Raw genomic sequence first — 20,768 nt, 5'->3', positions numbered from 1 at the left:
AGCCCGCTATTTCTTTGTGATGAGTAGCCGCGAAGCTGGCGTGTCTAACCACTGCATGCTGAAGCCTTCGCGTTTAAAATACTTGGGGATATCGTCTTTCGCCCCTTGATCACCGAGTAAAATCACCAATTGCTCACCTGACGACAATAACGCGGCGGCGCGCTTTGCCAGCAATAGCGCCATTGGGCAAACATGTTCTCGCAAATCAAGTGTTTGAGATTCCATTCTGACTCACCGGTCGGTATTATCGTCAGTATTGTAATGGACATTAGATAGAACGCCAACGAAACCCTAACGGGTTTTATCGGTCTGTACCTAAGTACACCCTGCATTTAAAGGTCATCATACTTATGTCATCACGCGCACTTGGCTCTCACAAAGGCAGCAAGGCTCGCCGCCTGCTCTGTTATGCATTAGCGGGGGTGTTAGCGAGCGCGCCTGTGTCTGCCCGCGTTGAGTCATACCAAAGTGATTTACCGGATATCGGTACCGCTGCCGTCAGTACCTTATCGGTGGCCAAAGAGAAAGAGTTTGGTGATGCCTATATGCGGATGCTAAGAGCCAGCAAGCCCATCATCAGCGATCCTTTGCTCAACGAGTATATTAACGGCTTAGGTCATCGACTGGTGGCGAATGCTAACGATGTTCGTACACCCTTTCGATTTATTTTAATCGATAATCAGGCAATCAACGCCTTTGCCTTTTTCGGTGGCTACGTGGCCATGCACTCCGGCCTGTTCCTCCATGCAAAAACGGAAAGCGAGCTGGCATCGGTGATGGCCCACGAAATCGCCCATGTCACCCAACGTCATTTGGCGAGAAGCATGGAGGAGCAAGCGCAAACCTCGCCGCTGACCGTCGCCGCCTTAGTGGGGTCATTGATGCTCGCGATTGCCGCTCCCGAAGCCGGGATTGCAGCCGCACACGCCGCGACAGCCGGCAGTATGCAAAACCAAATCAATTTCACTCGTCGCAATGAAGAAGAAGCCGATCGGATCGGTATTGAAACCCTCGCACGTGCTGATTTTGATGTGCAAGCCATGCCGCGATTTTTCTCACGGCTGGCGGATGAGTACCGTTACGCCAGCCAAATGCCCGAGTACTTCAGCACCCACCCTTTACCGGCTTCACGGATCACTGACTCTCGCGCTCGTGCCCGCCAATACCCACAAAAACGGGTACCTGTCTCGCCCGATTATCAACTCGCGCGCGCCCGTATCGTCGCGCGATATAGCGGCATCGCCAGCCGCTCGGCGATGGATTGGTTTGAACGGCTTCATAAAGAGGCCTCGCCGGCCGAAAAGCAAAGCCTCAACTACGGGATGGCGTTGCTTGATATTGATGCCCGTCGTTTTGACGATGCGCGAGAAAAATTAACCCCACTTATCAAGGCGCAACCTAATAATCGATTTTTCCTTGATGCGATGACCGATTTAAACATCGGTGAGAAACAGTACGACAAAGCATTGACGCGCCTTGAAAACGCATTGAACCATCAACCTAATAACCGCGTATTATTGCTCAATCGTGCCTATACCCTCGTCAAAGCCAAGCGAGGAGGTGAGGCAATCTCCATGCTGGAGCGATATACACACCAGCATCCAGATGACAGCAACGGTTGGTTTTTGTTACAACAAGCGTACGAAAGTACCGGTACGCATCGAGACGGTGAGCTGGCCGCCCAAGGTGAGCGTTATGCCTTACGCGGACAATGGGACAAAGCCATTCGCAATTATACCCAAGCCGCCCAGCTCGCTGAGTTAGGTAGCTTGGCGCAGGCACGGTATGATGCGCGTCTTGATCAACTACGTCGCCAACAAGCCCGCTTTAAAGCGCTTAGCGACCGTTAACTCACTCAAAAAGGATCATTGTTGTGACCGCTATAACTCTCTACCACAACCCGCGTTGCTCCAAAAGCCGCGAAACTCTCAAGTTGTTGGAGTCCAACGGTGTGACGCCGACTATTATCAAGTATCTCGATAACCCGCTTTCTGCTGAAGCCTTATCGATGTTAAAACAGCAACTCGGGCTCAGCTCGTTTCGGGAGATGATGCGAACCAAAGAAGCGGACTACAAAGCGGCGAACTTGGGCGATGCGTCAGTAGACGAGGCGCAACTACTCGACGCCATGGTCAACAATCCCAAATTGGTCGAACGTCCCATTGCAGTAAAAGGGGAAAAGGCGGTGATTGGTCGCCCCCCTGAGAACGTACTCGCGCTGATAAAATGACAAAGGTATTAGTGCTTTACTACAGTCGATCGGGGAATACACGCAAGCTCGCCCAACAAGTCGCGCGGGGCATCGAAGCACAAGGTGTGGAAGCCGTGTTGCGCACGGTGCCCGAGCTACCCGCTTACCCTAATGGTCAAACCCCGGCCTCGACGGCGAAAGACCCTTTTGTCACCCGGCAAGACTTGTTGGATTGCCACGGTTTGGCGCTTGGCAGCCCGGTGCGCTTTGGTAATATGGCCGCGCCCTTAAAGCAGTTTATCGACAGTACCAGTGGTGAGTGGCTATCAGGTGCACTGATTGATAAACCTGCCGCGGTATTTGGCGCTGGCTCTATGTTGCATGGCGGGCAAGAAACCACCCTGCTCACCATGACGGTGCCGCTGCTTCATCATGGCATGATGCTGCTCGGTGTCCCGCATAGCGAGCGCGCATTACACACCACAGAAGGCGGTGGTTCACCTTATGGTGCGTCGAGTGTGGCTGATGCAAACCAGCCTTTAATCGCCGACGAAAAACAAATCGCCAAAACCTTAGGCCAACGTCTCGCACGTTTTGCACAAACCGTTCACCATCACTTGGGATAAAAGGATAGAATTGTGACTGACTCTCGGCTTGCATTAATGCGTAAGCTTTCGTTGTTGAGTAACCTCGGCCTGATTGCCTGGGTGGTCATCTGGCACGCATCATTGTCGCCCCATCCTCACCTCAATGCCTTGGCGGTGACCATCGGCTGGACGATTCCTCTGCTACTCCCGCTGCCTGGGATCGTGAAAGGCAAGCCCTTTACCCACGCGTGGGCCAACTTTATTTTGATGTTTTACTTTTTGCACGCGTTAACCCTTATTTATGTTGATGAAGGGGAGCGCTGGCTCGCCGCGACCGAGCTGGTTTTAGTGACCTTTGCGTTCGCCAGTAACATTGTCTTTGCGCGTTGGATGGGAAAATCACAAGGGCTGAAGCTGCCGCGTCTTTCTCAAGTGGAACGTGAAGAACGCCAACGTTTTGAAGGCAAGGATAACGCCTCGTCTGACTAAGAACTGGCCTTTATCCTCGCCCTTGGTTTGTTGATCTCCTCGGCTAAGCCAAGCCCCGCGCTTGGCTTACACCGGATAAGGGCGGCGAGAAAAGTATCGATGGCCACACTTGCTGCAAGGGGCAATCACATCCACTCGGCTATGGCGTGACTGGTGTTGGCACTGCTCACATTGCAATACACCCAGCCCCACAATTTCACCCGCTTCATACACACCATGATGCTGAAGGTCATCGAATACTTCACGCCACTCTAGCTGCGTACGATCAGTGATTTCTGCCAGTTGTTCCCAAATCGAGTTGGCAATCAGGTCGTTAAACACCTGACTGTCCATTTCTTCGGTTTGAGATTTGTCATACTGCTCACCAAAGGCTTTCACATCCCGCTTGAAGTACGCCTCAATCAGCGCCCACTCATCTTTGGTTAGATCCGCGGCTGCTTTGAGGTATTGATCAGACAACTCGACCCAGCGAGACAAAGCCTCTGGACTGTTTTCCAGTGCCTCTTTTACCCGCTCAATGATACTTTGTTGCGGTTCTTTCTCTTTATTCATGGTTCCGTCCTGATTCAAGTGTTGTTGCGGTCTCTGCCTTTCGTTATTCTATGACGATATTTCTCTTTCAGGTTTTACCTTTCTCACAGAATCTCGGAAGCCATCGATGCAAGAACAATATAGCCCGCAAGATATTGAACAAAAAGTTCAAGCCCATTGGGATGACAATAAAACCTTTGTGGCTCATGAAGACCCTAACAAAGAAAAGTTTTACTGTCTTTCTATGTTCCCTTACCCCAGTGGTCGACTTCACATGGGGCATGTCCGTAATTATACCATCGGTGATGTGATCTCGCGTTATCAGCGCCTGCAAGGCAAAAATGTGATGCAACCTATTGGTTGGGATGCATTTGGTTTGCCAGCCGAAGGGGCCGCTATCAAGAACAAAACCGCCCCCGCACCTTGGACTTACGAAAACATTGATTACATGAAAGGCCAGCTGAAAATGCTGGGCTTCGGTTACGATTGGGATCGTGAAATCGCCACTTGTAGCCCAGATTACTACCGCTGGGAGCAAGAGTTCTTCACCACGCTGTACAACAAAGGCTTGGTCTACAAAAAGACTTCCTCGGTCAACTGGTGTCCGAATGACCAAACCGTGTTAGCGAACGAGCAGGTGCACGAAGGATGCTGCTGGCGTTGTGACACCCCTGTCGAGCAAAAAGAAATTCCACAGTGGTTTATCAAAATCACCGATTATGCAGAAGAGCTGCTGCAAGATATCGACAAACTGGATGGTTGGCCAGAAATGGTCAAAACCATGCAACGCAACTGGATTGGCCGCTCAGAAGGGGTGGAGCTGACCTTTGACGTGGAAGGTGAGCACCCTGCTCTGGATGTGTACACTACCCGTCCCGACACCTTGATGGGTGTGACCTATGTCGGTATTGCGGCTGGCCACCCACTGGCCGATGCCGCGGCCAAAAACAACCCAGCCTTGGCTGAATTTGTCCAAGAATGCCGTAACACCAAGGTAGCGGAAGCCGAGCTTGCCACCATGGAGAAAAAAGGCATGGCGACGGGCTTGTACGCCACGCACCCATTAAACGGCCGCCGCGTACCTATCTTTGTCGCCAACTTTGTACTGATGGACTATGGAACGGGCGCGGTCATGGCCGTGCCTGCCCACGACCAACGCGATTTTGAATTTGCCAGTAACTACGGCCTCGATATTGAGCCGGTGATCCTGGATGAAAACGGCCATGCGCCTGATTTGTCCGAGCAAGCCTATACAGAAACAGGCAAGCTGTTTAACTCGGGTGAATTTGATGGTTTGGACTTTGATGCCGCGTTTGATGCGATTGCCGCCAAGCTCGAGTCGTTGGGCAAAGGCAAGAAAACCGTTAACTTCCGTCTTCGTGACTGGGGCGTGTCACGCCAACGCTATTGGGGCGCGCCTATCCCCATGCTGAACAGCGAAGACGGGGAAGTGGTACCTGTTCCGACGGATGAACTGCCCGTGATCCTGCCAGAAGATGTGGTGATGGACGGGGTACAAAGCCCGATAAAAGCAGACAAACAGTGGGCACAAACCCAATACCAAGGCAAGCCTGCACTGCGTGAAACCGATACCTTCGATACCTTTATGGAATCGTCTTGGTATTATGCACGCTATTGCTCGCCGCAGGCCGATCAAATGCTCGACCCAAGTGCTGCCAACTACTGGCTGCCTGTGGATCAGTATATCGGCGGCATTGAGCACGCTTGTATGCACCTTCTCTACTCGCGCTTCTTCCACAAGTTGTTGCGTGATGAAAATATGGTTGATAGTGATGAGCCGTTTAAGCAACTACTGTGTCAAGGCATGGTACTGGCTGATGCCTTCTACTATACCGATGACAAAGGCGTGCGCGTGTGGGTATCACCAACCGAAGTGACCGTCGAACGTGACAGTAAAGGGCAAATTGTTGATGCGGTAGACCGCCAAGGCAATGCCGTGGTCCATGCGGGCATGACCAAGATGTCGAAGTCGAAAAACAACGGCATTGACCCACAATTAATGGTGGAAAAATACGGCGCCGACACGGTACGCCTGTTCATGATGTTCGCCGCACCTGCTGATATGACCCTAGAGTGGAAAGAATCAGGGGTTGAGGGGTCACACCGCTTCTTGCGTCGCGTGTGGAAACTGGTTTATGAGCACAGTCAACAAGGGCCTGTCGCGGCATTGGATGCGAGCGCGCTCAACAATGAGCAAAAAGCGCTACGCCGCGAGGTGCATAAAGCCATTGCCAAAGTCAGTGATGACATGGGACGCCGTCAGACCTTTAACACCGCTATCGCGGCGATTATGGAGCTGATGAACCGATTGGTGAAAGCGCCACAACAAAGCGAGCAAGACCGTGCGGTACTTGATGAAGCCCTCAAAGCTGTGGTGCTCATGCTTTATCCGATCACCCCGCATATCTGCTTTAGCATGTGGCAGGCACTCGGTGAGACCCACATTGATGACGCGACGTGGCCACAGGCCGACGAAGCAGCCATGGTTGAGGATGAGAAACTGATTATCGTCCAAGTCAACGGTAAACTGCGCGCCAAGATCACCGTCGCTGCAGATGCGGAGAAAGAGGCCGTAGAAGCGCAAGCGATGGCAGATGAAAACGTGGTGAAATTTACCGAAGACAAAACCGTGCGCAAGGTGATTTACGTGCCTGGCAAGCTGGTTAACATTGTTGCCAACTAACAAGGAGCGATGGAGTGAATCTGTTTAAGACAATGCTTCGCTCCCTGCTTGTCGCGATGGTCTGTTTGACCATCGCGTCTTGCGGGTTTGCCTTGCGCGGCAGCTACAATCTGCCCGATGAAGTGGATAAGGTCTCATTGACCAGCTTTGACCCTTATGGCGAGTTAACCCGACAAATGCGAAATGCCTTGCGTCAACACAAGGTCGATCTCGTCTCCCCTTCCAAGGAGGTGGCTAATATCCACTTGCTCGGGGAAAGCAATAGCGAACAAACGCTATCGCTTTATCAAAACAGCCGTGTGGCGGAGAAAGAATTTCGCTATGTCGCCCGTTATCGCGTCACCGTACCCGATAAAGGCAGTTATACCTATAACACCACCTTGAGTCGTAACTTCCTTGATAACCCACTGACAGCGTTGGCAAAGTCTGTAGAGGAAGATAAGTTAGTCGCGGAGATGCGTACAGAAGCCACTCGGCAAATTATGCGTCAGCTTTCCCAATTAAAAGGCGATATCGCCGAGTTTGAGCGCCAACAGGCCGAACAAGCGGCAATGGAGACACTCGAGCAAGGTGAAACACCGACTAAGCCTGATGTTATCATTGAAACGCGACAAACCGAGACGAACACCGCGCAATGATGAGAACCTATCCCGACCAATTGGCGCAGCAGCTCAACCAACCGCTGCGCCAAACTTATTTGGTTTTCGGCTCCGACCCATTACTTAAACTCGAAGCACGCGATGCCATTGCACACGCGGCACGCGCCCAAGGTTTTGAAGAGCATCATAAATTTGTCATTGATGGTCAGCTAGATTGGCAAGAAGTCATCGATTGCTGTCAAGCACTTAGCTTGTTTGCGTCTCGGCAAATTATTGAACTTACCTGCCCTGACAATGGCCTCACCAGCACGCAAGCCAAGCAGCTTACTGAGCTGGCCGCTTATCTGCATCCTGATATCCTTTTATTGGTGCAAGGGGAAAGGCTCAACAAAAAGCAAGAAAGCGCCAAATGGTTTTTAGCGCTCGCCCAACACGGCTTATACGTGGTGTGTAACACCCCGGAAGCTCGTCACTTACCACGCTTTATTGAGCAACGCTGTCGTCACTTGGGACTAAAGCCTGATCAACCTGCGCTACAGCTATTAGCACAATGGCATGAAGGAAACCTCCTCGCCTTAGTGCAAAGTCTGCATATCTTGCAGCTACTTTATCCCGATGGTGCACTCACCTTGCCTCGTATTGAAAGTTCGCTGTCACGCCATCATCACTTTACCCCCTTCCAGCTCACCGATGCGCTGCTAGCCGGTAAGGCACAACGCGCGCAGCGGATACTCGACCAGCTTCGCGCTGAAGGGGAAGAGCCAACACTTCTGTTGCGACTGATTCAAAAAGAGCTTAAGCAGCTGTACACCATTCAAGAGCAAGGACAAAAAGGCAGGCCGTTGAATGCCATCTTTGATCAGTTCCGTGTGTGGCAAACCCGTCGTCCCATGCTCACAGCCGCTCTCAATCGACTCAATAAAGCCCGGTTAACCACACTGCTACGCCGCTTGGCGCAGATAGAAATCAGGCTAAAAACGGACTTTGGTAGCGATCCTTGGCCGGATCTGCAGTATTTTTGTGCACTCATGACCCAAGCGTCCGAACCACTCACGCCCTAGCGTGTCCAAAGCGGTAGCAAGTGGTATACTGCCTAGATAAAACCAAGAGCAAAACACAGAGGTTTTCTTTGCAAGCGAACGAGTTAAAACAGTTTGTGACCGATAAGGTCGATGAGTTAAAAGCCAGCGATATTGTGACCCTGGATGTCCGCGACAAATCATGCATTACCGACTTTTTAGTGCTGTGTACCGGCAACTCTCGCCGTCATGTCGCCTCTATTGCCGAGCATGTGTGTGAACAAGCCCAAGCAGTGGATATCGACTCGCTCGGCACGGAAGGCCAAGATGACAGCGAATGGGTGGTCGTCGATTTAGGTGACGTCATGGTGCACGTCATGCAAGAGGAGCAACGCCAACTCTATCAATTGGAAAAGCTCTGGAACTAAACCATCATGAAAATCCAACTGATTGCGGTCGGCAATAAAATGCCCAAATGGGTAGAGCAAGGCTTTGAAGAGTATCAACGCCGCTTTCCAAAAGACATGCCACTCGAGCTAATAGAGGTCCCTGCTGGCAAGCGCAGCAAAAATGCCGATATCGCCCGCATCTTGCAAAAAGAAGGGGACGCCATGTTGGCGGCCGTCAGCCGGGGTAGTCGCATTGTGACACTCGATATTCCCGGCAAGCCTTGGGACACACCACAATTGGCTAATCAGTTGGAAAAGTGGAAACTTGATGGCCGCGATGTCGCTATTTTGATCGGTGGGCCAGAGGGGCTTGCGCCACAGTGTAAGGCTGCTGCGGAGCAAAGCTGGTCGCTGTCACCACTGACTCTGCCTCACCCATTAGTTCGGGTTATCATGGCAGAGAGCCTTTACCGCGCGTGGAGTGTCACCACCAATCATCCGTACCATCGAGAATAAGTTGAGATGAAGCGCCAACGAGTTGAAATACGAGACCACAGCGCCGAGGCGGCCTTGTTTGTGCGTCGCGCTATCGTCTGCTTTGTCGGTATTATGGCGTTGGTCGGGGTGCTGCTGACTAACCTTTATCATATTCAGGTGACCGAGCACCAAGACTACCAAACCCGCTCGAACGATAACCGTATCAAGGTCGTTCCCGTCGCCCCTAACCGTGGCCTTATTTATGATCGCAATGGAAAGTTACTAGCGGAAAATCGTCCCGTTTATCACCTAGAAGTGACCCCTGAGCAAGTCGATGATATGCCGGCAACCCTCGCCCAGCTAAAAGACTTACTTTCATTGACCGACAAAGACATTGCCCGCTTTCAAAAAGAGCGTCGCCGCTCGCGACGGTTTAATGCCGTCGCACTAAAAACTCAGCTCACCGATAAAGAAGTCGCGATTTTTTCCGCGCACCAGCATCAGTTTTCTGGGGTGGAAATAAAAGCCTACTTAAAACGCCATTACCCTTACGGCGATGCACTGACCCATGTGCTCGGCTATGTCGCCAAAATCAATGATCGCGATATTGCCAAGCTAAGACAAAAAGGGGTGCTGAACAACTACAAAGCAACCCGAGACATCGGCAAGCTGGGGATCGAGAAATACTACGAGTCAACGCTGCATGGTAAAGCCGGCTACCAAGAAGTTGAGGTGAACAGCCGTGGCCGCGTGATACGCACGCTTAAATATGTGCCCCCGCAACCAGGCAAAGACCTTATCCTCAACCTCGATATTGATCTGCAGCTCTATGTGCGTGGGATCCTTGGTGACCGACGAGGCGCGGTGGTGGTGGTTGATCCTGACACCTCAGGCGTACTGGCGATGGTCTCTACCCCAAGCTATGACCCTAACTTATTTGTCCATGGCATCTCTGGCAAGCAATACCGGCAGCTGCTCAATGATAAAGATCGTCCCTTGGTCAATCGCGCCACTCTCGGTATTTATCCCCCCGCCTCGACGGTGAAGCCTTTCATTGCCGTTGCCGCGCTCGAAGAAGGCGTGGTCACCACCAAGACCACGCGTAACGACCCGGGTTATTGGCGGATCCCCAACTCGGATACGCGCCCCTTCCGCGATTGGCGTCCATGGGGACATGGCCGCGTAAATATCGTCCAGTCGATTGAAGAGTCGGTGGACACCTTCTTCTATCAAATAGCTTATGACATGGGGATCGATAAACTCTCTATGTGGATGGAAAAATTTGGCTTTGGCCAATACACGGGTATAGACATTCAAGAAGAAAGTAGCGCTAATATGCCTAACCGCGAATGGAAAATGAGTCGCTACCGCCAACCCTGGTATAAAGGTGACACCATTCCCGTCGGGATTGGGCAAGGTTATTGGACCGCCACCCCGATGCAAATCGTCAAAGCCTTGACCGTGCTACTCAACCGTGGCGACGTCAAAGCACCCAAACTATTAAACAAAACGCGCGATGAACATGGCACCCACAAACCCGACGCCGAGCCATTTCCACCGATTAAAGGGGTCGACGATAAATATTGGGATGTCGGCCTTAAAGGTATGCAACTGGTTAACCACGGCCGCAAAGGAACGGCGCGTCGTTCATTCCGTTCTGCAGAGTATTTGTCTGGCGGAAAATCAGGGACCGCTCAGGTATTTGGGCTGGGTGAAGACGAAGAATACAACGCGGATGAAATTGCTGAACATCTACGCGATCACGCACTTTTCATGGGCTTTGCGCCCTTTGAAGATCCAGAAGTCGCTGTCTCTATGGTACTGGAAAACGCAGGCGGAGGCTCGAGCAACGGCGGCCCTATTGCCCGTCGCATCTTCGACCATATTTTGTTAGAAGACAAAGAGACAAACGAGGCCAAACAATGAGTTCACTTGCCCAAGTTAGCGCGAAACGCTCTTTGTTCGATCGCTTACACCTCGACCTGCCGATGCTGGTTGGCATTTTGTTACTGATGGGCTTCGGCCTTGTGGTGATGTATAGCGCCAGTGGTCAAAGCATGGTGATGATGGAACGACAGGCGATCCGCATGCTGTTGGCGCTCGCGGTCATGTTTGCCCTCGCCCAAGTACCACCTCGCCACTATGAGTTCTGGGCGCCCTATTTGTATGCCGTGGGCGTGGTCTTACTAGCCGCCGTGCTATTGGTTGGCGAAACCGCAAAGGGTGCTCAGCGCTGGCTCGATCTCGGGGTGGTGACCTTCCAGCCATCAGAAATCATAAAACTTGCGGTACCGCTCATGCTGGCCCGCTATATTGGCAAAGATCCGCTTCCTCCCAAATTCACCCACTTACTCATCGCTCTGGTGTTACTGTTTGTCCCCACCATTATGATTGCTAAGCAACCCGATTTAGGCACATCCATACTGATTGCCGCCTCTGGGGTGTTTGTACTGTTTTTGGCCGGGATCAGTTGGAAAATTATTATTGCTGCCGTCGTCGCGCTCGCCAGTTTTGTCCCTGTACTCTGGTTTTTCCTAATGCATGATTATCAGCGTACCCGCGTGCTGACCTTGTTTAACCCAGAATCCGATCCCTTGGGCGCAGGCTATCACATCATTCAATCTAAAATTGCCATTGGCTCTGGTGGCTTAAGCGGCAAAGGCTGGCTGCAAGGGACACAGTCCCAATTGGAGTTTCTCCCTGAGCGACACACTGACTTTATTTTCGCCGTTATCGCTGAAGAATGGGGGTTGATCGGTGTCTGTGTACTGCTGGCCCTGTACCTCTTTTTGATTGGCCGCGGGCTAATGCTCGCCAGCCGTGCCCAAACGGCGTTTGGCCGGATGATGGCTGGCAGCATCGTGTTAAGCTTTTTTGTTTATGTTTTTGTCAATATTGGCATGGTCAGCGGCATTCTTCCTGTGGTTGGGGTACCCTTACCACTTATCAGTTATGGCGGCACCTCGATGGTCACACTGATGGCCGGTTTTGGCATTCTGATGTCTATTCACACTCATCGTAAAATGTTATCCAGGGCATAAACATGCGAGCTATTATCGTTTCTAGCGCTATCGTCTTATTAAGTGCATGCAGCAGCCAGCAAGGCCGCTACGACATGCACAGTGATAAAGCACCCGAGACGGTGCCACCGGTTATTCACGCAGAAAACGCGCAACCCAGATATGAGCCCTACAGCCTCGCGGGTAACAAAGATTACACGTTAAAGGGTCAGCGCTATCAAATTTTACGCGATCCAAAAGGCTACCAAGAGGCGGGCATTGCTTCATGGTATGGGGAAAAATTTCATGGCCATCGCACCTCTAATGGCGAAGTGTACGATATGTACTCTATGTCAGCCGCGCACAAAACCCTTCCCCTGCCCAGTTACGTAGAAGTAACCAACCAAAATAATGGTAAAAAAGCCATTGTGCGCGTCAATGATCGCGGCCCCTTTCACAATCAACGCTTGATAGACCTAAGCTACGCTGCCGCCAAAAAACTAGATGTATTAAAAACAGGCACAGCGCCCGTATCACTGCGTCTACTCTCACCGAGTAAGCCTGCGGATGACGAGTGGCACTCCGCGCGCCATCATGCTTATTATGTACAACTCGCCGCGCTATCTGATGGCCTTAAAGCCAATCAAAAAGCGGAACAATTGGCGAAGGCCCATGGTCTACCGACACATATCGCCCGCCGTGATACCGTGTATCGTGTTCGCTTTGGACCTTTTTACGATAGAGACCAAGCACAGCAAGCGATGCGCACGGCAAAGCAGCATCAGTTGCCAGGGGCATTTATCGTTACCGAAGCACTTGTGAATGGTGACACATCTGTCACAGGTGCTAAAACAAACAATCAATAAGTTAAAGAAATCGAGCCTGTCCCTCTATCCGCAATTTGGTATAGTGAGGGCACAGTATCGACATCGATAACCGACATAAGTACTAACAATGATGAATAAAACCGTTTTCCGCATGCGTACACTGCTTTCTGCAGCCCTGTTCGCCTCTGCGACTGCTCAAGCCGCGCCTGCTGTTGTGCCTGATGCGCCGCAAATTGCCGCCAAAGGCTATGTATTGATGGATTATCATTCTGGCGAGGTGCTGGCGGAAAATAACGCCTATCAACGCCTTAATCCTGCGAGTTTGACCAAAATGATGACCAGTTACGTGATTGGTCAGGAAGTTGAGCGTGGCAATATCTCGATGGATGATGACGTTGTCATTAGTGAGAATGCGTGGGCCAAAAACTTCCCCGGCTCTTCGAAGATGTTTATCGAAGTCGGCACCACGGTCAAAGCGGCAGATCTCAATCGTGGCATTATTATCCAGTCAGGCAACGATGCCTGTGTGGCGATGGCTGAACATGTTGCCGGCTCAGAAGACGCCTTTGTCGATCTGATGAACCGCTGGGGTGAAACCCTGGGCATGGACAGCTCTCACTTTTCTAATGTTCACGGTTTGGACTCCAAAGATCTTTACACCACGCCGTACGATATGGCGCTACTCGGCCAAGCCCTTATTCGTGATGTACCGGCGGAATACCGTATTTATAAAGAGAAAGCCTTCACCTATAACGGCATCACGCAATACAACCGTAATGGTTTGCTGTGGGACAAGAGCCTCAACGTCGATGGTATTAAAACCGGCCACACTGACGGTGCCGGCTATAACCTTGTCACCTCTGCCACCGAGGGAGACATGCGTCTTATCTCGGTGGTCATGGGCACCAAGAGCGCCAATGCCCGCAAAGCAGAGAGCAAGAAACTACTCAACTATGGTTTCCGCTTCTTTGAAACCGTCGCGCCTCACAAAGCCAACGAAACCTTTGTGACTGAGAAGGTCTGGATGGGTGATACAGACGAAGTCGCGCTGGGCGTGACAGAAGACACCTTTGTCACGCTTCCCCGTGGCAAGGCGCAAGATCTGAAAGCCAGTTTTGTGCTCGACAACACCTTGGAAGCCCCGATCAGTAAAGGTGATGTTGTGGGTAAACTCTTCTATCAAGTGGATGATGAGGATGTAGCGGAATACCCACTTGTCGCTCTAAACGATGTTGAAAAGGGTGGGCTTTTTAGTCGCTTAATAGATTACATCGTGATGATGTTTAAAAACCTCGTCGGTTAATCCCTCTCTGTGCCGCCCACCAACTTGGTGGGCGGCTTGTTTTCTCGCGCTTGGCAGATTAGTATTTCGCGTTAATCGTGATCAATCGCACAAACGCGTGCCTCTATCAGCCTGCAGTTGGGAGTTAACATGCAAGAGCAACCGAAATTAAAAGATCTGTTGGAGTTTCCTTGCCAATTCACCTACAAGGTGGTGGGCCAGGCAAAACCTGAGCTACCCGATCATGTGCTGACCGTGATCCAGCGTCATGCGCCTGGCGACTACAGCCCAGCCGTCAAACCGAGTGCCAAGGGCAACTATCACTCGGTCTCTATTACTATTAAGGCGACATCTATTGAGCAAGTAGAAACCTTATATAAAGAGCTGGGTGAGATTGAAATTGTCCGCATGGTTCTCTAATTCGAATACCCACACGACTGGCGGCTTTAAATCACGCTGCCAGCCTCTATAATATCGCCACTGACAACAACACGGGAAATGGGTTTGCAGCACCAACTCGTTGTAAGGCACCTTGGCCGTCAACCGTACCTACGCGTCTGGGAGCAGATGCGAGACTTTACCGATCGTCGCGACGAAGACACGCGTGATGAAGTCTGGCTGGTTGAGCATGATCCGGTTTTTACCCAAGGACAAGCGGGAAAAACGGAGCATGTATTGGTCCCTGGCGACATCCCAGTCGTACAATCAGATCGTGGCGGACAGGTGACCTATCATGGGCCAGGCCAGCTCGTCGCCTATTTCCTGATAAACCTCAAACGTAAAAAAGTCGGTGTGCGGGCGCTCGTTAGCCATATTGAAGATCTTGTGGTGAGCACATTAGCACACTTCCACGTTGACGCTTACGCTCGCCCAGATGCGCCCGGTGTTTACGTTAACGATGCAAAAATATGTTCTCTTGGGCTCCGTATCCGTCGCGGGTGCTCATTCCATGGACTGGCACTCAACATCAATATGGACTTATCACCGTTTCAGCGTATTAATCCATGTGGTTACGCTGGTATGGCCATGACGCAACTGAGCGATCAGGTTGGCAAAGTCACGCTCGAGGACGTTCAACCTGTGCTGGTAGACACTTTAACTCAACAGCTGATGTATTCTGAGGTTGAGTTTACAACGGAAAGCAGCGATTTATGAGCAAACCGATTCAGATGGAACGCGGTGTTAAGTACCGCGACGCCGACAAAATGGCGCTTATCCCGGTCAAAAATATGCCGACCGAGCAAAAAGAAGTGCTGCGTAAGCCTGATTGGATGAAGATCAAGCTCCCGGCTGAAACCGCACGCATTAAAGAAATCAAAGACGCGATGCGCAAAAACAACCTTCACTCTGTGTGTGAAGAAGCGTCGTGTCCGAACCTTGCCGAGTGCTTCAGCCACGGCACGGCGACCTTTATGATTCTCGGGGCCATTTGTACCCGTCGTTGTCCTTTTTGTGATGTCGCCCATGGTCGTCCTGTCGCCCCTGATAGCGAAGAACCCAAACACCTAGCGCAAACGATCAAAGACATGAAACTGCGCTATGTGGTGATCACCTCAGTTGACCGTGATGATTTGCGTGACGGTGGTGCCCAGCATTTTGTCGATTGCACCCGTGAAATCCGCGCGCTCAACCCAGAGATCCAAATTGAGACATTGGTGCCTGACTTCCGTGGCCGTATGGATCGCGCACTCGATATCTTGCAAAACAATCCACCCGATGTGTTCAACCACAACCTGGAAACTGCGCCGCGGTTGTACCGCAAAGCCCGCCCTGGTGCCAATTATCAGTGGTCACTGGATCTGCTGAAAAAGTTTAAAGAGATGCATCCTGAGGTGCCCACCAAGTCAGGCTTGATGATGGGCTTGGGTGAAACCAAAGAAGAGATCATCGAGGTTCTCAAAGACTTGCGTGCACACGGCGTGACTATGCTTACGCTTGGCCAGTACTTGGCACCGAGCCGCCACCACTTACCGGTTGAGCGTTATGTGCCACCTGAAGAGTTTGACGAGCTGAAAGAGATTGCCCTCAATTTGGGCTTTACGCATGCCGCATGCGGCCCGTTTGTTCGCTCTTCCTACCATGCCGATCTACAGGCGAAAGGCGTGGAAATCAAATAAGCGCCCAAGCTGTTGAGACAAAAAACCGCTAGCTAGACTAGCGGTTTTTTATTATCGATGATCTTGGGTACTCAGTGACGTGATAAATAGTCCGCACGCCCCACCCATTTATAGGTAGTCAGCTCCTCAAGCCCCATCGGGCCACGTGCATGCAGCTTTTGCGTCGAAACCGCCACTTCTGCCCCAAGCCCAAACTGCGCACCATCAGTGAAGCGCGTTGAGGCGTTGACATACACTGCCGCCGAGCCAGCACCATTAATAAAGGTTTCAGCTGCCTGCAAGTCGTTGGTCAAAATGGCATCGGAATGGCTGGCATTGTGCGCGCGCATATGCGCGAGCGCTTCATCCACACTATCAACCACCACCACACCAAGCGTTGGCCCCAACCACTCGCTATCAAAGTCCCCTGTCTGCGCCTCACGCAGTTGCTCGACGCCATCAAGATAAGGCAATGCGCTTGAACCAGCAACAATGTGCAAACCGTGCTGATTAAAGAGAGGGGTCAAACGAGCAAATAGTTGTGCTGCGACGTCTTTGTGTACCAGTAAGGTATCTAAGGCATTACAGGCTGAGGGGCGATCTGTCTTGGCATTGAGGATCACCTCGGGGGCCCTATCAAGATCGGCACTGTGATCCACATACAAGTGGCTAATGCCAAATCCCCCGATAATCACAGGGATGGTGCTGTTTTGTTTACACATTTTATGTAGTCCAGCCCCACCACGTGGAATGATCATGTCGACATATTCATCAAGGGTCAGTAACTCAGAGACCAGCGCGCGATCCGGTTTTTCAATATATTGCACCGAGGCATGTGGCAGACCGGCTTTCTCTAACCCTGCTTGAATAACCTTTACCAATACCTGGTTAGTCGCAAAGGTTTCTTTCCCGCCTCGCAAAATGGCGGCATTGCCCGTTTTTAAGCACAACGCCGCGATATCAATGGTGACATTGGGGCGCGCCTCGTAAATCACTCCAATCACCCCTAGCGGTTCACGGCGCTTTGACAAGGACATACCGTTTTCCAGCAGCTTATGATCAAGCATCTGTCCGACGGGATCAGCCAGCGCAATCACTTGCCTCACATCGCTGGCCATATTGGTTAAACGTTCTGGGGTCAGGGTTAGGCGGTCCAACATCGCAGGATCCATGTCTGCCTCACGGGCGGCGGCGAGATCGCTTTGGTTGGCGGCTAAGATCGCCGTTTGCTGCGCATCAAGCTCATCGGCAATAATGGCGAGTGCTTGGTTTTTGATGGCCGTGGATGTCACAGCCAGTTGGTGTGCAGCCTCTTTGGCCGCTTTACCCATGTTTTGTAAGCTCATTGTGTCCCCGTCTTGCTCTTTTTTAATTGTCTACTACCACAAGGTCATCACGGTGCATCGCGACAGGCCCGTATTCATAACCAAGAATATCCGTGATTTGCTGGCTATGCGCGCCAGCAATACGGCGCAAATCACTGGCGGTATAGCGGCAAATACCACGCGCAACGCATTTTCCCTCCACTGAGAGAATACGCACCACCTCGCCGCGTGAGAACGCCCCTTTCACCGCAACGATGCCTTTGCTCAATAAGCTGCTACCTTTTTGCGTCACCGCGGTAATCGCACCTGCATCGACGACGATATCACCCGCTGGTGGGGGCCCGGCAAGGATCCAGCGTTTACGGCTCTCTAACGGGCTTTCTAGAGGCAAAAAGCGTGTGCCAGCGTTATCCCCAACAATGACTTTTTGAATCACTTCAGGCTTACTCCCCGCGGCAATGGTCACTTCAACACCCGCTCGACGGCCAATATCAGCCGCTTGAAGCTTGGTCGCCATCCCGCCGGTGCCAAGGCCCCCTACGCTGCCACCTGCTAATTTGCGTAAGGTTTCATCAATGGTATGGACTTCACGAATCAGCTCGGCATCGGGGTTAGAACGCGGATCGGCCGTAAACAAGCCGGGTTGATCTGTTAACAGCAGGAGTTTGTCGGCATCCGCGAGAATCGCGACCAATGCGGATAAGTTATCGTTATCACCGACTTTGATTTCAGAAGTGGCGACCGCATCGTTCTCATTCACAATCGGAATGATGCCATTATCCAGCAAGGCCTGAAGCATATCACGGGCGTTGAGAAAACGTTCTCGGTGCTCTAGATCGGCCCGGGTAAGCAACATTTGACCGACTTGAAAGCCGTACAAAGCAAACAGGTGCTCCCAGGTTTGTATTAAACGACACTGCCCCACCGCGGCCAGCATTTGCTTGTTAGCCACGGTGTCAGCGAGTACCGGATAGCCGAGGTGCTCTCTGCCTGCGGCAATCGCCGCGGATGACACAATGATCACCTGGTGACCTTGCTGGCGTAAACGCGCGCATTGGCGTACCAGCTCGACCATATGTGCTTGGTCTAAACGCGCAGAGCCGCCCGTTAACACACTGGTGCCGAGTTTTACCACCAACGTTTGAGGAGAGACGCTGGCCGCAAGGTCACCGTCTTGGAATACATCTTGAATTGTCATGGTTGCCTGATCCACAAAAGCGTATGTCTCTCTTTTATCAATCCCTCGTGTATTTAACAAGGGGTGGGATCAGGCAAATGGCGGGTTACTCTGAGCAAGCCAGTTCGGGTTCAGTCAGAGCTTGGCTTGGTGAAAGAGCAAGGTTTAATTCATCTTCTAGCAAGGCGCACAACTTGTCATAAAAGTGAGTCAGGGTTTTATCCACTGCTGCTTGCGCTTCACGCGGAATCGACTTGGCGACCCAATCCCCTTTTTTATCATACAAACCAAAGCCATAGCGATATTCAAAGCCTTCAGAGTGCGGAGTGAGTTCTAACCACCAGCCCCAGAATTCACGTGCATCGGGATCTTTTTTAGCATCCACACAGACAGATAGACTATCGAAAAAGTAGCGCTCAGTGTCTGACTTTCCTTCGCGAAAGTAAGGGCCCAATGCAGTAAAACGTGTTTTTAATCGTCCATATGAAAGCGGTAATTGCTCGCTCATCGTGTCCTCCAATGGCACTTTGACGTCCTTGATCATGGTATATCATGGGCTTAGCCATCAGGTGAACGACAATATCTCGCTTTCAGCGGTGGATCACATCTTCATTTTTATCCGTGCCCTCATCATTCGATTAAAGCACATCCTCGAACCACTTAACGGTTTCAGTCAAGGCGCGGTGATAGCCATCATGTAGCGGGGTATTCGGTAAAGTCATGGCTTTGCCACCGCGACTGTATCTGGCGATCATTTGATTGTCTGACTCCGGACAAACAGGATCATCTTTAAGGCTAAGTGCAAGGATAGGTACCTCTGTGCGCCGCCCGGTGAGTAGCCCTTGATTTTTTAATGACCATGCCTGTAAACGGGTTTTCAATGTGTCGATAGGAATGCGACGCCCTAGGCGCGATCCCAGGGTATCGAGGTACATAGATGGCATTTTTTTCATTAGGGAAGCGTCTGTCAGCAACGCATGAACAATGCCACCCAGTGACGCACTGGCTTTCACCCGATGCGGCTCGAGAAACGCCATTCTGACTGCCGGGTTAGCACCAAAGCGAATCCCCATGGTGCCCACTCGGTGATGATCCACCCAGGGTACATCGACCAATTTATCCAACATCGCGGTGTGCAAACGGCTGGTATCTTCATTGAGATGCCAATGACAGCTATGCCCAACGGACGGCATATCCAGGGTTAACACCGCTATGTCGGCGGGGGCAAAGTAGTCAACGAACAGGCGCCACAAGTCAGTTTGTAAGCTATCTAAGCTGCCGCTTAAGATAACCACCGGCAAAGTGGCGTCGGTGCGGGGTAAATAGAGGTACCCTTTCAGTGACTTTCCATCGAGTCGCGTCTCCACCGTTTTTACTGTGAACGGCAATTGCGCAATCGCACTTTCAAATGCCTTAAATGCCAAGGTTTCCGACTGTAGCGCCAAGCTGTCCCCTTTCAAGTGTGGGTAAGCGGCAATACCAAAATATGTGCAAGCTTGTAGCCATTGCTCTCCCGCTTGTTTGGCTTTTCCCTCATCCATCAAGGCTTGGGCGGCTTTTTGATGCTGCATGCCAACCGCGGTCCATTCATAGTTCCAGTTTCCCGAGCGATAGCCTTCTACCGTATCAAGCAGTGAATCGACCGAACGTGAATTATCCGAGTGTGCGATGCGGGCAAAAATCGCTTCCATTTCCAATGGGTCGACCCCTTGCCATGTCCATTGACCACGGCGGCGCATTCGATACCAACTCGACTCACTGTCACCATCAAATGCCGAGTAATCTGACTGTTGGATTTGCTGGACGGCCCCGAACAGGGTCGATGTCTCGGTGGCATGCTTGTGTTTAGCAAACAGCTTGACCGATAGGTTTTGTGATTCGTTGTCCGACACACCCACTCCTAGGCTTTTTATGTAACGTGCTGTTAGTTTAAACCATACACATATCAAGGCCATGATTTTCCGCACTAATCAGCCACACCCGTCCAAACGCAGCCACAGAAACCAAAAACGCCGCGTGATCACGCGGCGTCAGATTGCTGACGAACCCCGCCTTTTTAGGCGGGGTTCTTTTTGA

At 51.5% G+C, this 20,768-nt stretch carries 22 protein-coding genes; 16 read left to right on the top strand and 6 right to left on the bottom strand.

The genetic code is table 11. From position 1 onward, the window contains the following. Positions 1-6: 6 nt before the first annotated feature. Positions 7-225, bottom strand: coding sequence for a sulfurtransferase TusA family protein (locus tag C7A19_RS11185; RefSeq protein WP_077599593.1), 219 nt, complete (start codon positions 223-225; stop codon positions 7-9). Between the two features lie 125 nt (positions 226-350). Between C7A19_RS11185 and C7A19_RS11180 the strand changes: the two genes are divergently transcribed. From C7A19_RS11180 to C7A19_RS11165, 4 genes are read left to right on the top strand one after another with little or no spacing between them, the layout of a single operon-like run. Then, a complete protein-coding gene (locus C7A19_RS11180; protein WP_116644900.1) occupies positions 351-1,850 on the top strand; it encodes a M48 family metalloprotease in 1,500 nt (499 codons plus the stop codon). A gap of 23 nt (positions 1,851-1,873) precedes the next feature. Next, the gene (gene arsC / locus C7A19_RS11175; RefSeq protein WP_069361118.1) at positions 1,874-2,230 is read left to right on the top strand and encodes an arsenate reductase (glutaredoxin); all 357 of its coding nucleotides are present in this window, start codon (positions 1,874-1,876) and stop codon (positions 2,228-2,230) included. After that, complete coding sequence (wrbA, locus tag C7A19_RS11170) at positions 2,227-2,817, top strand: NAD(P)H:quinone oxidoreductase (protein WP_116644899.1); 591 nt, start codon at positions 2,227-2,229, stop codon at positions 2,815-2,817. Before arsC ends, wrbA begins: the two co-directional genes overlap by 4 nt. Positions 2,818-2,853: 36 nt before the next feature. Further along, positions 2,854-3,267, top strand: a complete 414-nt coding sequence (locus C7A19_RS11165) for a DUF2069 domain-containing protein (RefSeq protein WP_069361120.1) — start codon at positions 2,854-2,856, stop codon at positions 3,265-3,267. A 66-nt stretch (positions 3,268-3,333) separates the two neighbouring features. Here the strand turns inward: C7A19_RS11165 and C7A19_RS11160 are convergent, their stop codons facing one another. Continuing rightward, a complete protein-coding gene (locus tag C7A19_RS11160; protein ID WP_069361121.1) occupies positions 3,334-3,819 on the bottom strand; it encodes a zinc ribbon-containing protein in 486 nt (161 codons plus the stop codon). 106 nt (positions 3,820-3,925) lie between these two features. Here C7A19_RS11160 and leuS point away from each other — a divergent pair, with 106 nt between their 5' ends. The 12 genes from leuS (at position 3,926) to lipA (ending at position 16,211) form a co-directional block, all read left to right on the top strand. Beyond that, entirely contained in the window at positions 3,926-6,502 is a 2,577-nt protein-coding gene (gene leuS, locus C7A19_RS11155) for a leucine--tRNA ligase (RefSeq protein ID WP_116644898.1), read from the top strand. A 14-nt stretch (positions 6,503-6,516) separates the two neighbouring features. Beyond that, on the top strand, positions 6,517-7,140 hold the full coding sequence (lptE, locus tag C7A19_RS11150; RefSeq protein ID WP_235614293.1) for an LPS assembly lipoprotein LptE: 624 nt from the start codon (positions 6,517-6,519) through the stop codon (positions 7,138-7,140). Continuing rightward, on the top strand, positions 7,140-8,162 hold the full coding sequence (gene holA, locus C7A19_RS11145; RefSeq protein ID WP_116644904.1) for a DNA polymerase III subunit delta: 1,023 nt from the start codon (positions 7,140-7,142) through the stop codon (positions 8,160-8,162). Before lptE ends, holA begins: the two co-directional genes overlap by 1 nt. 68 nt (positions 8,163-8,230) lie before the next feature. Continuing rightward, positions 8,231-8,548, top strand: coding sequence for a ribosome silencing factor (gene rsfS, locus C7A19_RS11140; RefSeq protein WP_046073734.1), 318 nt, complete (start codon positions 8,231-8,233; stop codon positions 8,546-8,548). 6 nt (positions 8,549-8,554) lie between these two features. Further along, positions 8,555-9,025: a 23S rRNA (pseudouridine(1915)-N(3))-methyltransferase RlmH gene (gene rlmH, locus C7A19_RS11135; RefSeq protein ID WP_069361124.1), complete on the top strand. Its 471-nt coding sequence runs from the start codon at positions 8,555-8,557 to the stop codon at positions 9,023-9,025. 6 nt (positions 9,026-9,031) lie between these two features. Then, positions 9,032-10,912 (top strand): penicillin-binding protein 2, encoded by a 1,881-nt coding sequence (gene mrdA, locus C7A19_RS11130; protein ID WP_116644897.1) that lies wholly within the window; start codon positions 9,032-9,034, stop codon positions 10,910-10,912. After that, positions 10,909-12,027, top strand: a complete 1,119-nt coding sequence (gene rodA / locus C7A19_RS11125) for a rod shape-determining protein RodA (RefSeq protein ID WP_069361126.1) — start codon at positions 10,909-10,911, stop codon at positions 12,025-12,027. The genes mrdA and rodA overlap by 4 nt, the downstream gene beginning before the upstream one ends. A 2-nt stretch (positions 12,028-12,029) precedes the next feature. Next, a complete protein-coding gene (locus tag C7A19_RS11120; RefSeq protein ID WP_069361127.1) occupies positions 12,030-12,851 on the top strand; it encodes a septal ring lytic transglycosylase RlpA family protein in 822 nt (273 codons plus the stop codon). 91 nt (positions 12,852-12,942) lie between these two features. Continuing rightward, positions 12,943-14,115, top strand: coding sequence for a serine hydrolase (locus tag C7A19_RS11115; RefSeq protein ID WP_046073867.1), 1,173 nt, complete (start codon positions 12,943-12,945; stop codon positions 14,113-14,115). Positions 14,116-14,244: 129 nt separating this feature from the next. Beyond that, entirely contained in the window at positions 14,245-14,514 is a 270-nt protein-coding gene (gene ybeD / locus C7A19_RS11110) for a DUF493 family protein YbeD (protein WP_069361128.1), read from the top strand. Positions 14,515-14,592: 78 nt separating this feature from the next. Beyond that, positions 14,593-15,249 (top strand): lipoyl(octanoyl) transferase LipB, encoded by a 657-nt coding sequence (lipB, locus tag C7A19_RS11105; protein ID WP_069361129.1) that lies wholly within the window; start codon positions 14,593-14,595, stop codon positions 15,247-15,249. Further along, a complete protein-coding gene (gene lipA / locus C7A19_RS11100) occupies positions 15,246-16,211 on the top strand; it encodes a lipoyl synthase (protein WP_116644896.1) in 966 nt (321 codons plus the stop codon). The genes lipB and lipA overlap by 4 nt, the downstream gene beginning before the upstream one ends. Before the next feature lie 71 nt (positions 16,212-16,282). Here lipA and C7A19_RS11095 read toward each other — a convergent pair whose 3' ends face one another. From C7A19_RS11095 to frsA, 4 genes are all read right to left on the bottom strand, one after another. Next, complete coding sequence (locus C7A19_RS11095; RefSeq protein WP_255566276.1) at positions 16,283-17,563, bottom strand: glutamate-5-semialdehyde dehydrogenase; 1,281 nt, start codon at positions 17,561-17,563, stop codon at positions 16,283-16,285. Next, a complete protein-coding gene (gene proB, locus C7A19_RS11090; protein WP_069361132.1) occupies positions 17,559-18,713 on the bottom strand; it encodes a glutamate 5-kinase in 1,155 nt (384 codons plus the stop codon). The genes C7A19_RS11095 and proB overlap by 5 nt, the downstream gene beginning before the upstream one ends. An 85-nt stretch (positions 18,714-18,798) precedes the next feature. Further along, positions 18,799-19,200 (bottom strand): sigma factor-binding protein Crl, encoded by a 402-nt coding sequence (gene crl / locus C7A19_RS11085; protein ID WP_077456962.1) that lies wholly within the window; start codon positions 19,198-19,200, stop codon positions 18,799-18,801. 130 nt (positions 19,201-19,330) lie between these two features. Further along, positions 19,331-20,584 (bottom strand): esterase FrsA, encoded by a 1,254-nt coding sequence (gene frsA, locus C7A19_RS11080; RefSeq protein WP_116644895.1) that lies wholly within the window; start codon positions 20,582-20,584, stop codon positions 19,331-19,333. Positions 20,585-20,768 lie beyond the last annotated feature (184 nt).

Origin of the sequence: Salinivibrio sp. HTSP, assembly GCF_003390965.1 — a bacterium.
Classification (GTDB): Bacteria; Pseudomonadota; Gammaproteobacteria; order Enterobacterales; family Vibrionaceae; genus Salinivibrio; species Salinivibrio kushneri.
The sequence above is the reverse complement of the archived record's forward strand: the minus strand, read 5'-3'. Positions and strand labels throughout refer to the sequence as shown.

What these genes read in the sequence shown, in the direction of transcription:
- C7A19_RS11185 (WP_077599593.1), bottom strand. Translation starts at nt 225, where the DNA reads ATGGAATCTCAAACACTTGATTTGCGAGAACATGTTTGCCCAATGGCG.
- C7A19_RS11180 (WP_116644900.1), top strand. Translation starts at nt 351, where the DNA reads ATGTCATCACGCGCACTTGGCTCTCACAAAGGCAGCAAGGCTCGCCGC.
- wrbA (WP_116644899.1), top strand. Translation starts at nt 2,227, where the DNA reads ATGACAAAGGTATTAGTGCTTTACTACAGTCGATCGGGGAATACACGC.
- C7A19_RS11165 (WP_069361120.1), top strand. Translation starts at nt 2,854, where the DNA reads ATGCGTAAGCTTTCGTTGTTGAGTAACCTCGGCCTGATTGCCTGGGTG.
- C7A19_RS11160 (WP_069361121.1), bottom strand. Translation starts at nt 3,819, where the DNA reads ATGAATAAAGAGAAAGAACCGCAACAAAGTATCATTGAGCGGGTAAAA.
- leuS (WP_116644898.1), top strand. Translation starts at nt 3,926, where the DNA reads ATGCAAGAACAATATAGCCCGCAAGATATTGAACAAAAAGTTCAAGCC.
- holA (WP_116644904.1), top strand. Translation starts at nt 7,140, where the DNA reads ATGAGAACCTATCCCGACCAATTGGCGCAGCAGCTCAACCAACCGCTG.
- rlmH (WP_069361124.1), top strand. Translation starts at nt 8,555, where the DNA reads ATGAAAATCCAACTGATTGCGGTCGGCAATAAAATGCCCAAATGGGTA.
- mrdA (WP_116644897.1), top strand. Translation starts at nt 9,032, where the DNA reads ATGAAGCGCCAACGAGTTGAAATACGAGACCACAGCGCCGAGGCGGCC.
- rodA (WP_069361126.1), top strand. Translation starts at nt 10,909, where the DNA reads ATGAGTTCACTTGCCCAAGTTAGCGCGAAACGCTCTTTGTTCGATCGC.
- C7A19_RS11120 (WP_069361127.1), top strand. Translation starts at nt 12,030, where the DNA reads ATGCGAGCTATTATCGTTTCTAGCGCTATCGTCTTATTAAGTGCATGC.
- C7A19_RS11115 (WP_046073867.1), top strand. Translation starts at nt 12,943, where the DNA reads ATGAATAAAACCGTTTTCCGCATGCGTACACTGCTTTCTGCAGCCCTG.
- ybeD (WP_069361128.1), top strand. Translation starts at nt 14,245, where the DNA reads ATGCAAGAGCAACCGAAATTAAAAGATCTGTTGGAGTTTCCTTGCCAA.
- lipB (WP_069361129.1), top strand. Translation starts at nt 14,593, where the DNA reads ATGGGTTTGCAGCACCAACTCGTTGTAAGGCACCTTGGCCGTCAACCG.
- lipA (WP_116644896.1), top strand. Translation starts at nt 15,246, where the DNA reads ATGAGCAAACCGATTCAGATGGAACGCGGTGTTAAGTACCGCGACGCC.
- proB (WP_069361132.1), bottom strand. Translation starts at nt 18,713, where the DNA reads ATGACAATTCAAGATGTATTCCAAGACGGTGACCTTGCGGCCAGCGTC.
- crl (WP_077456962.1), bottom strand. Translation starts at nt 19,200, where the DNA reads ATGAGCGAGCAATTACCGCTTTCATATGGACGATTAAAAACACGTTTT.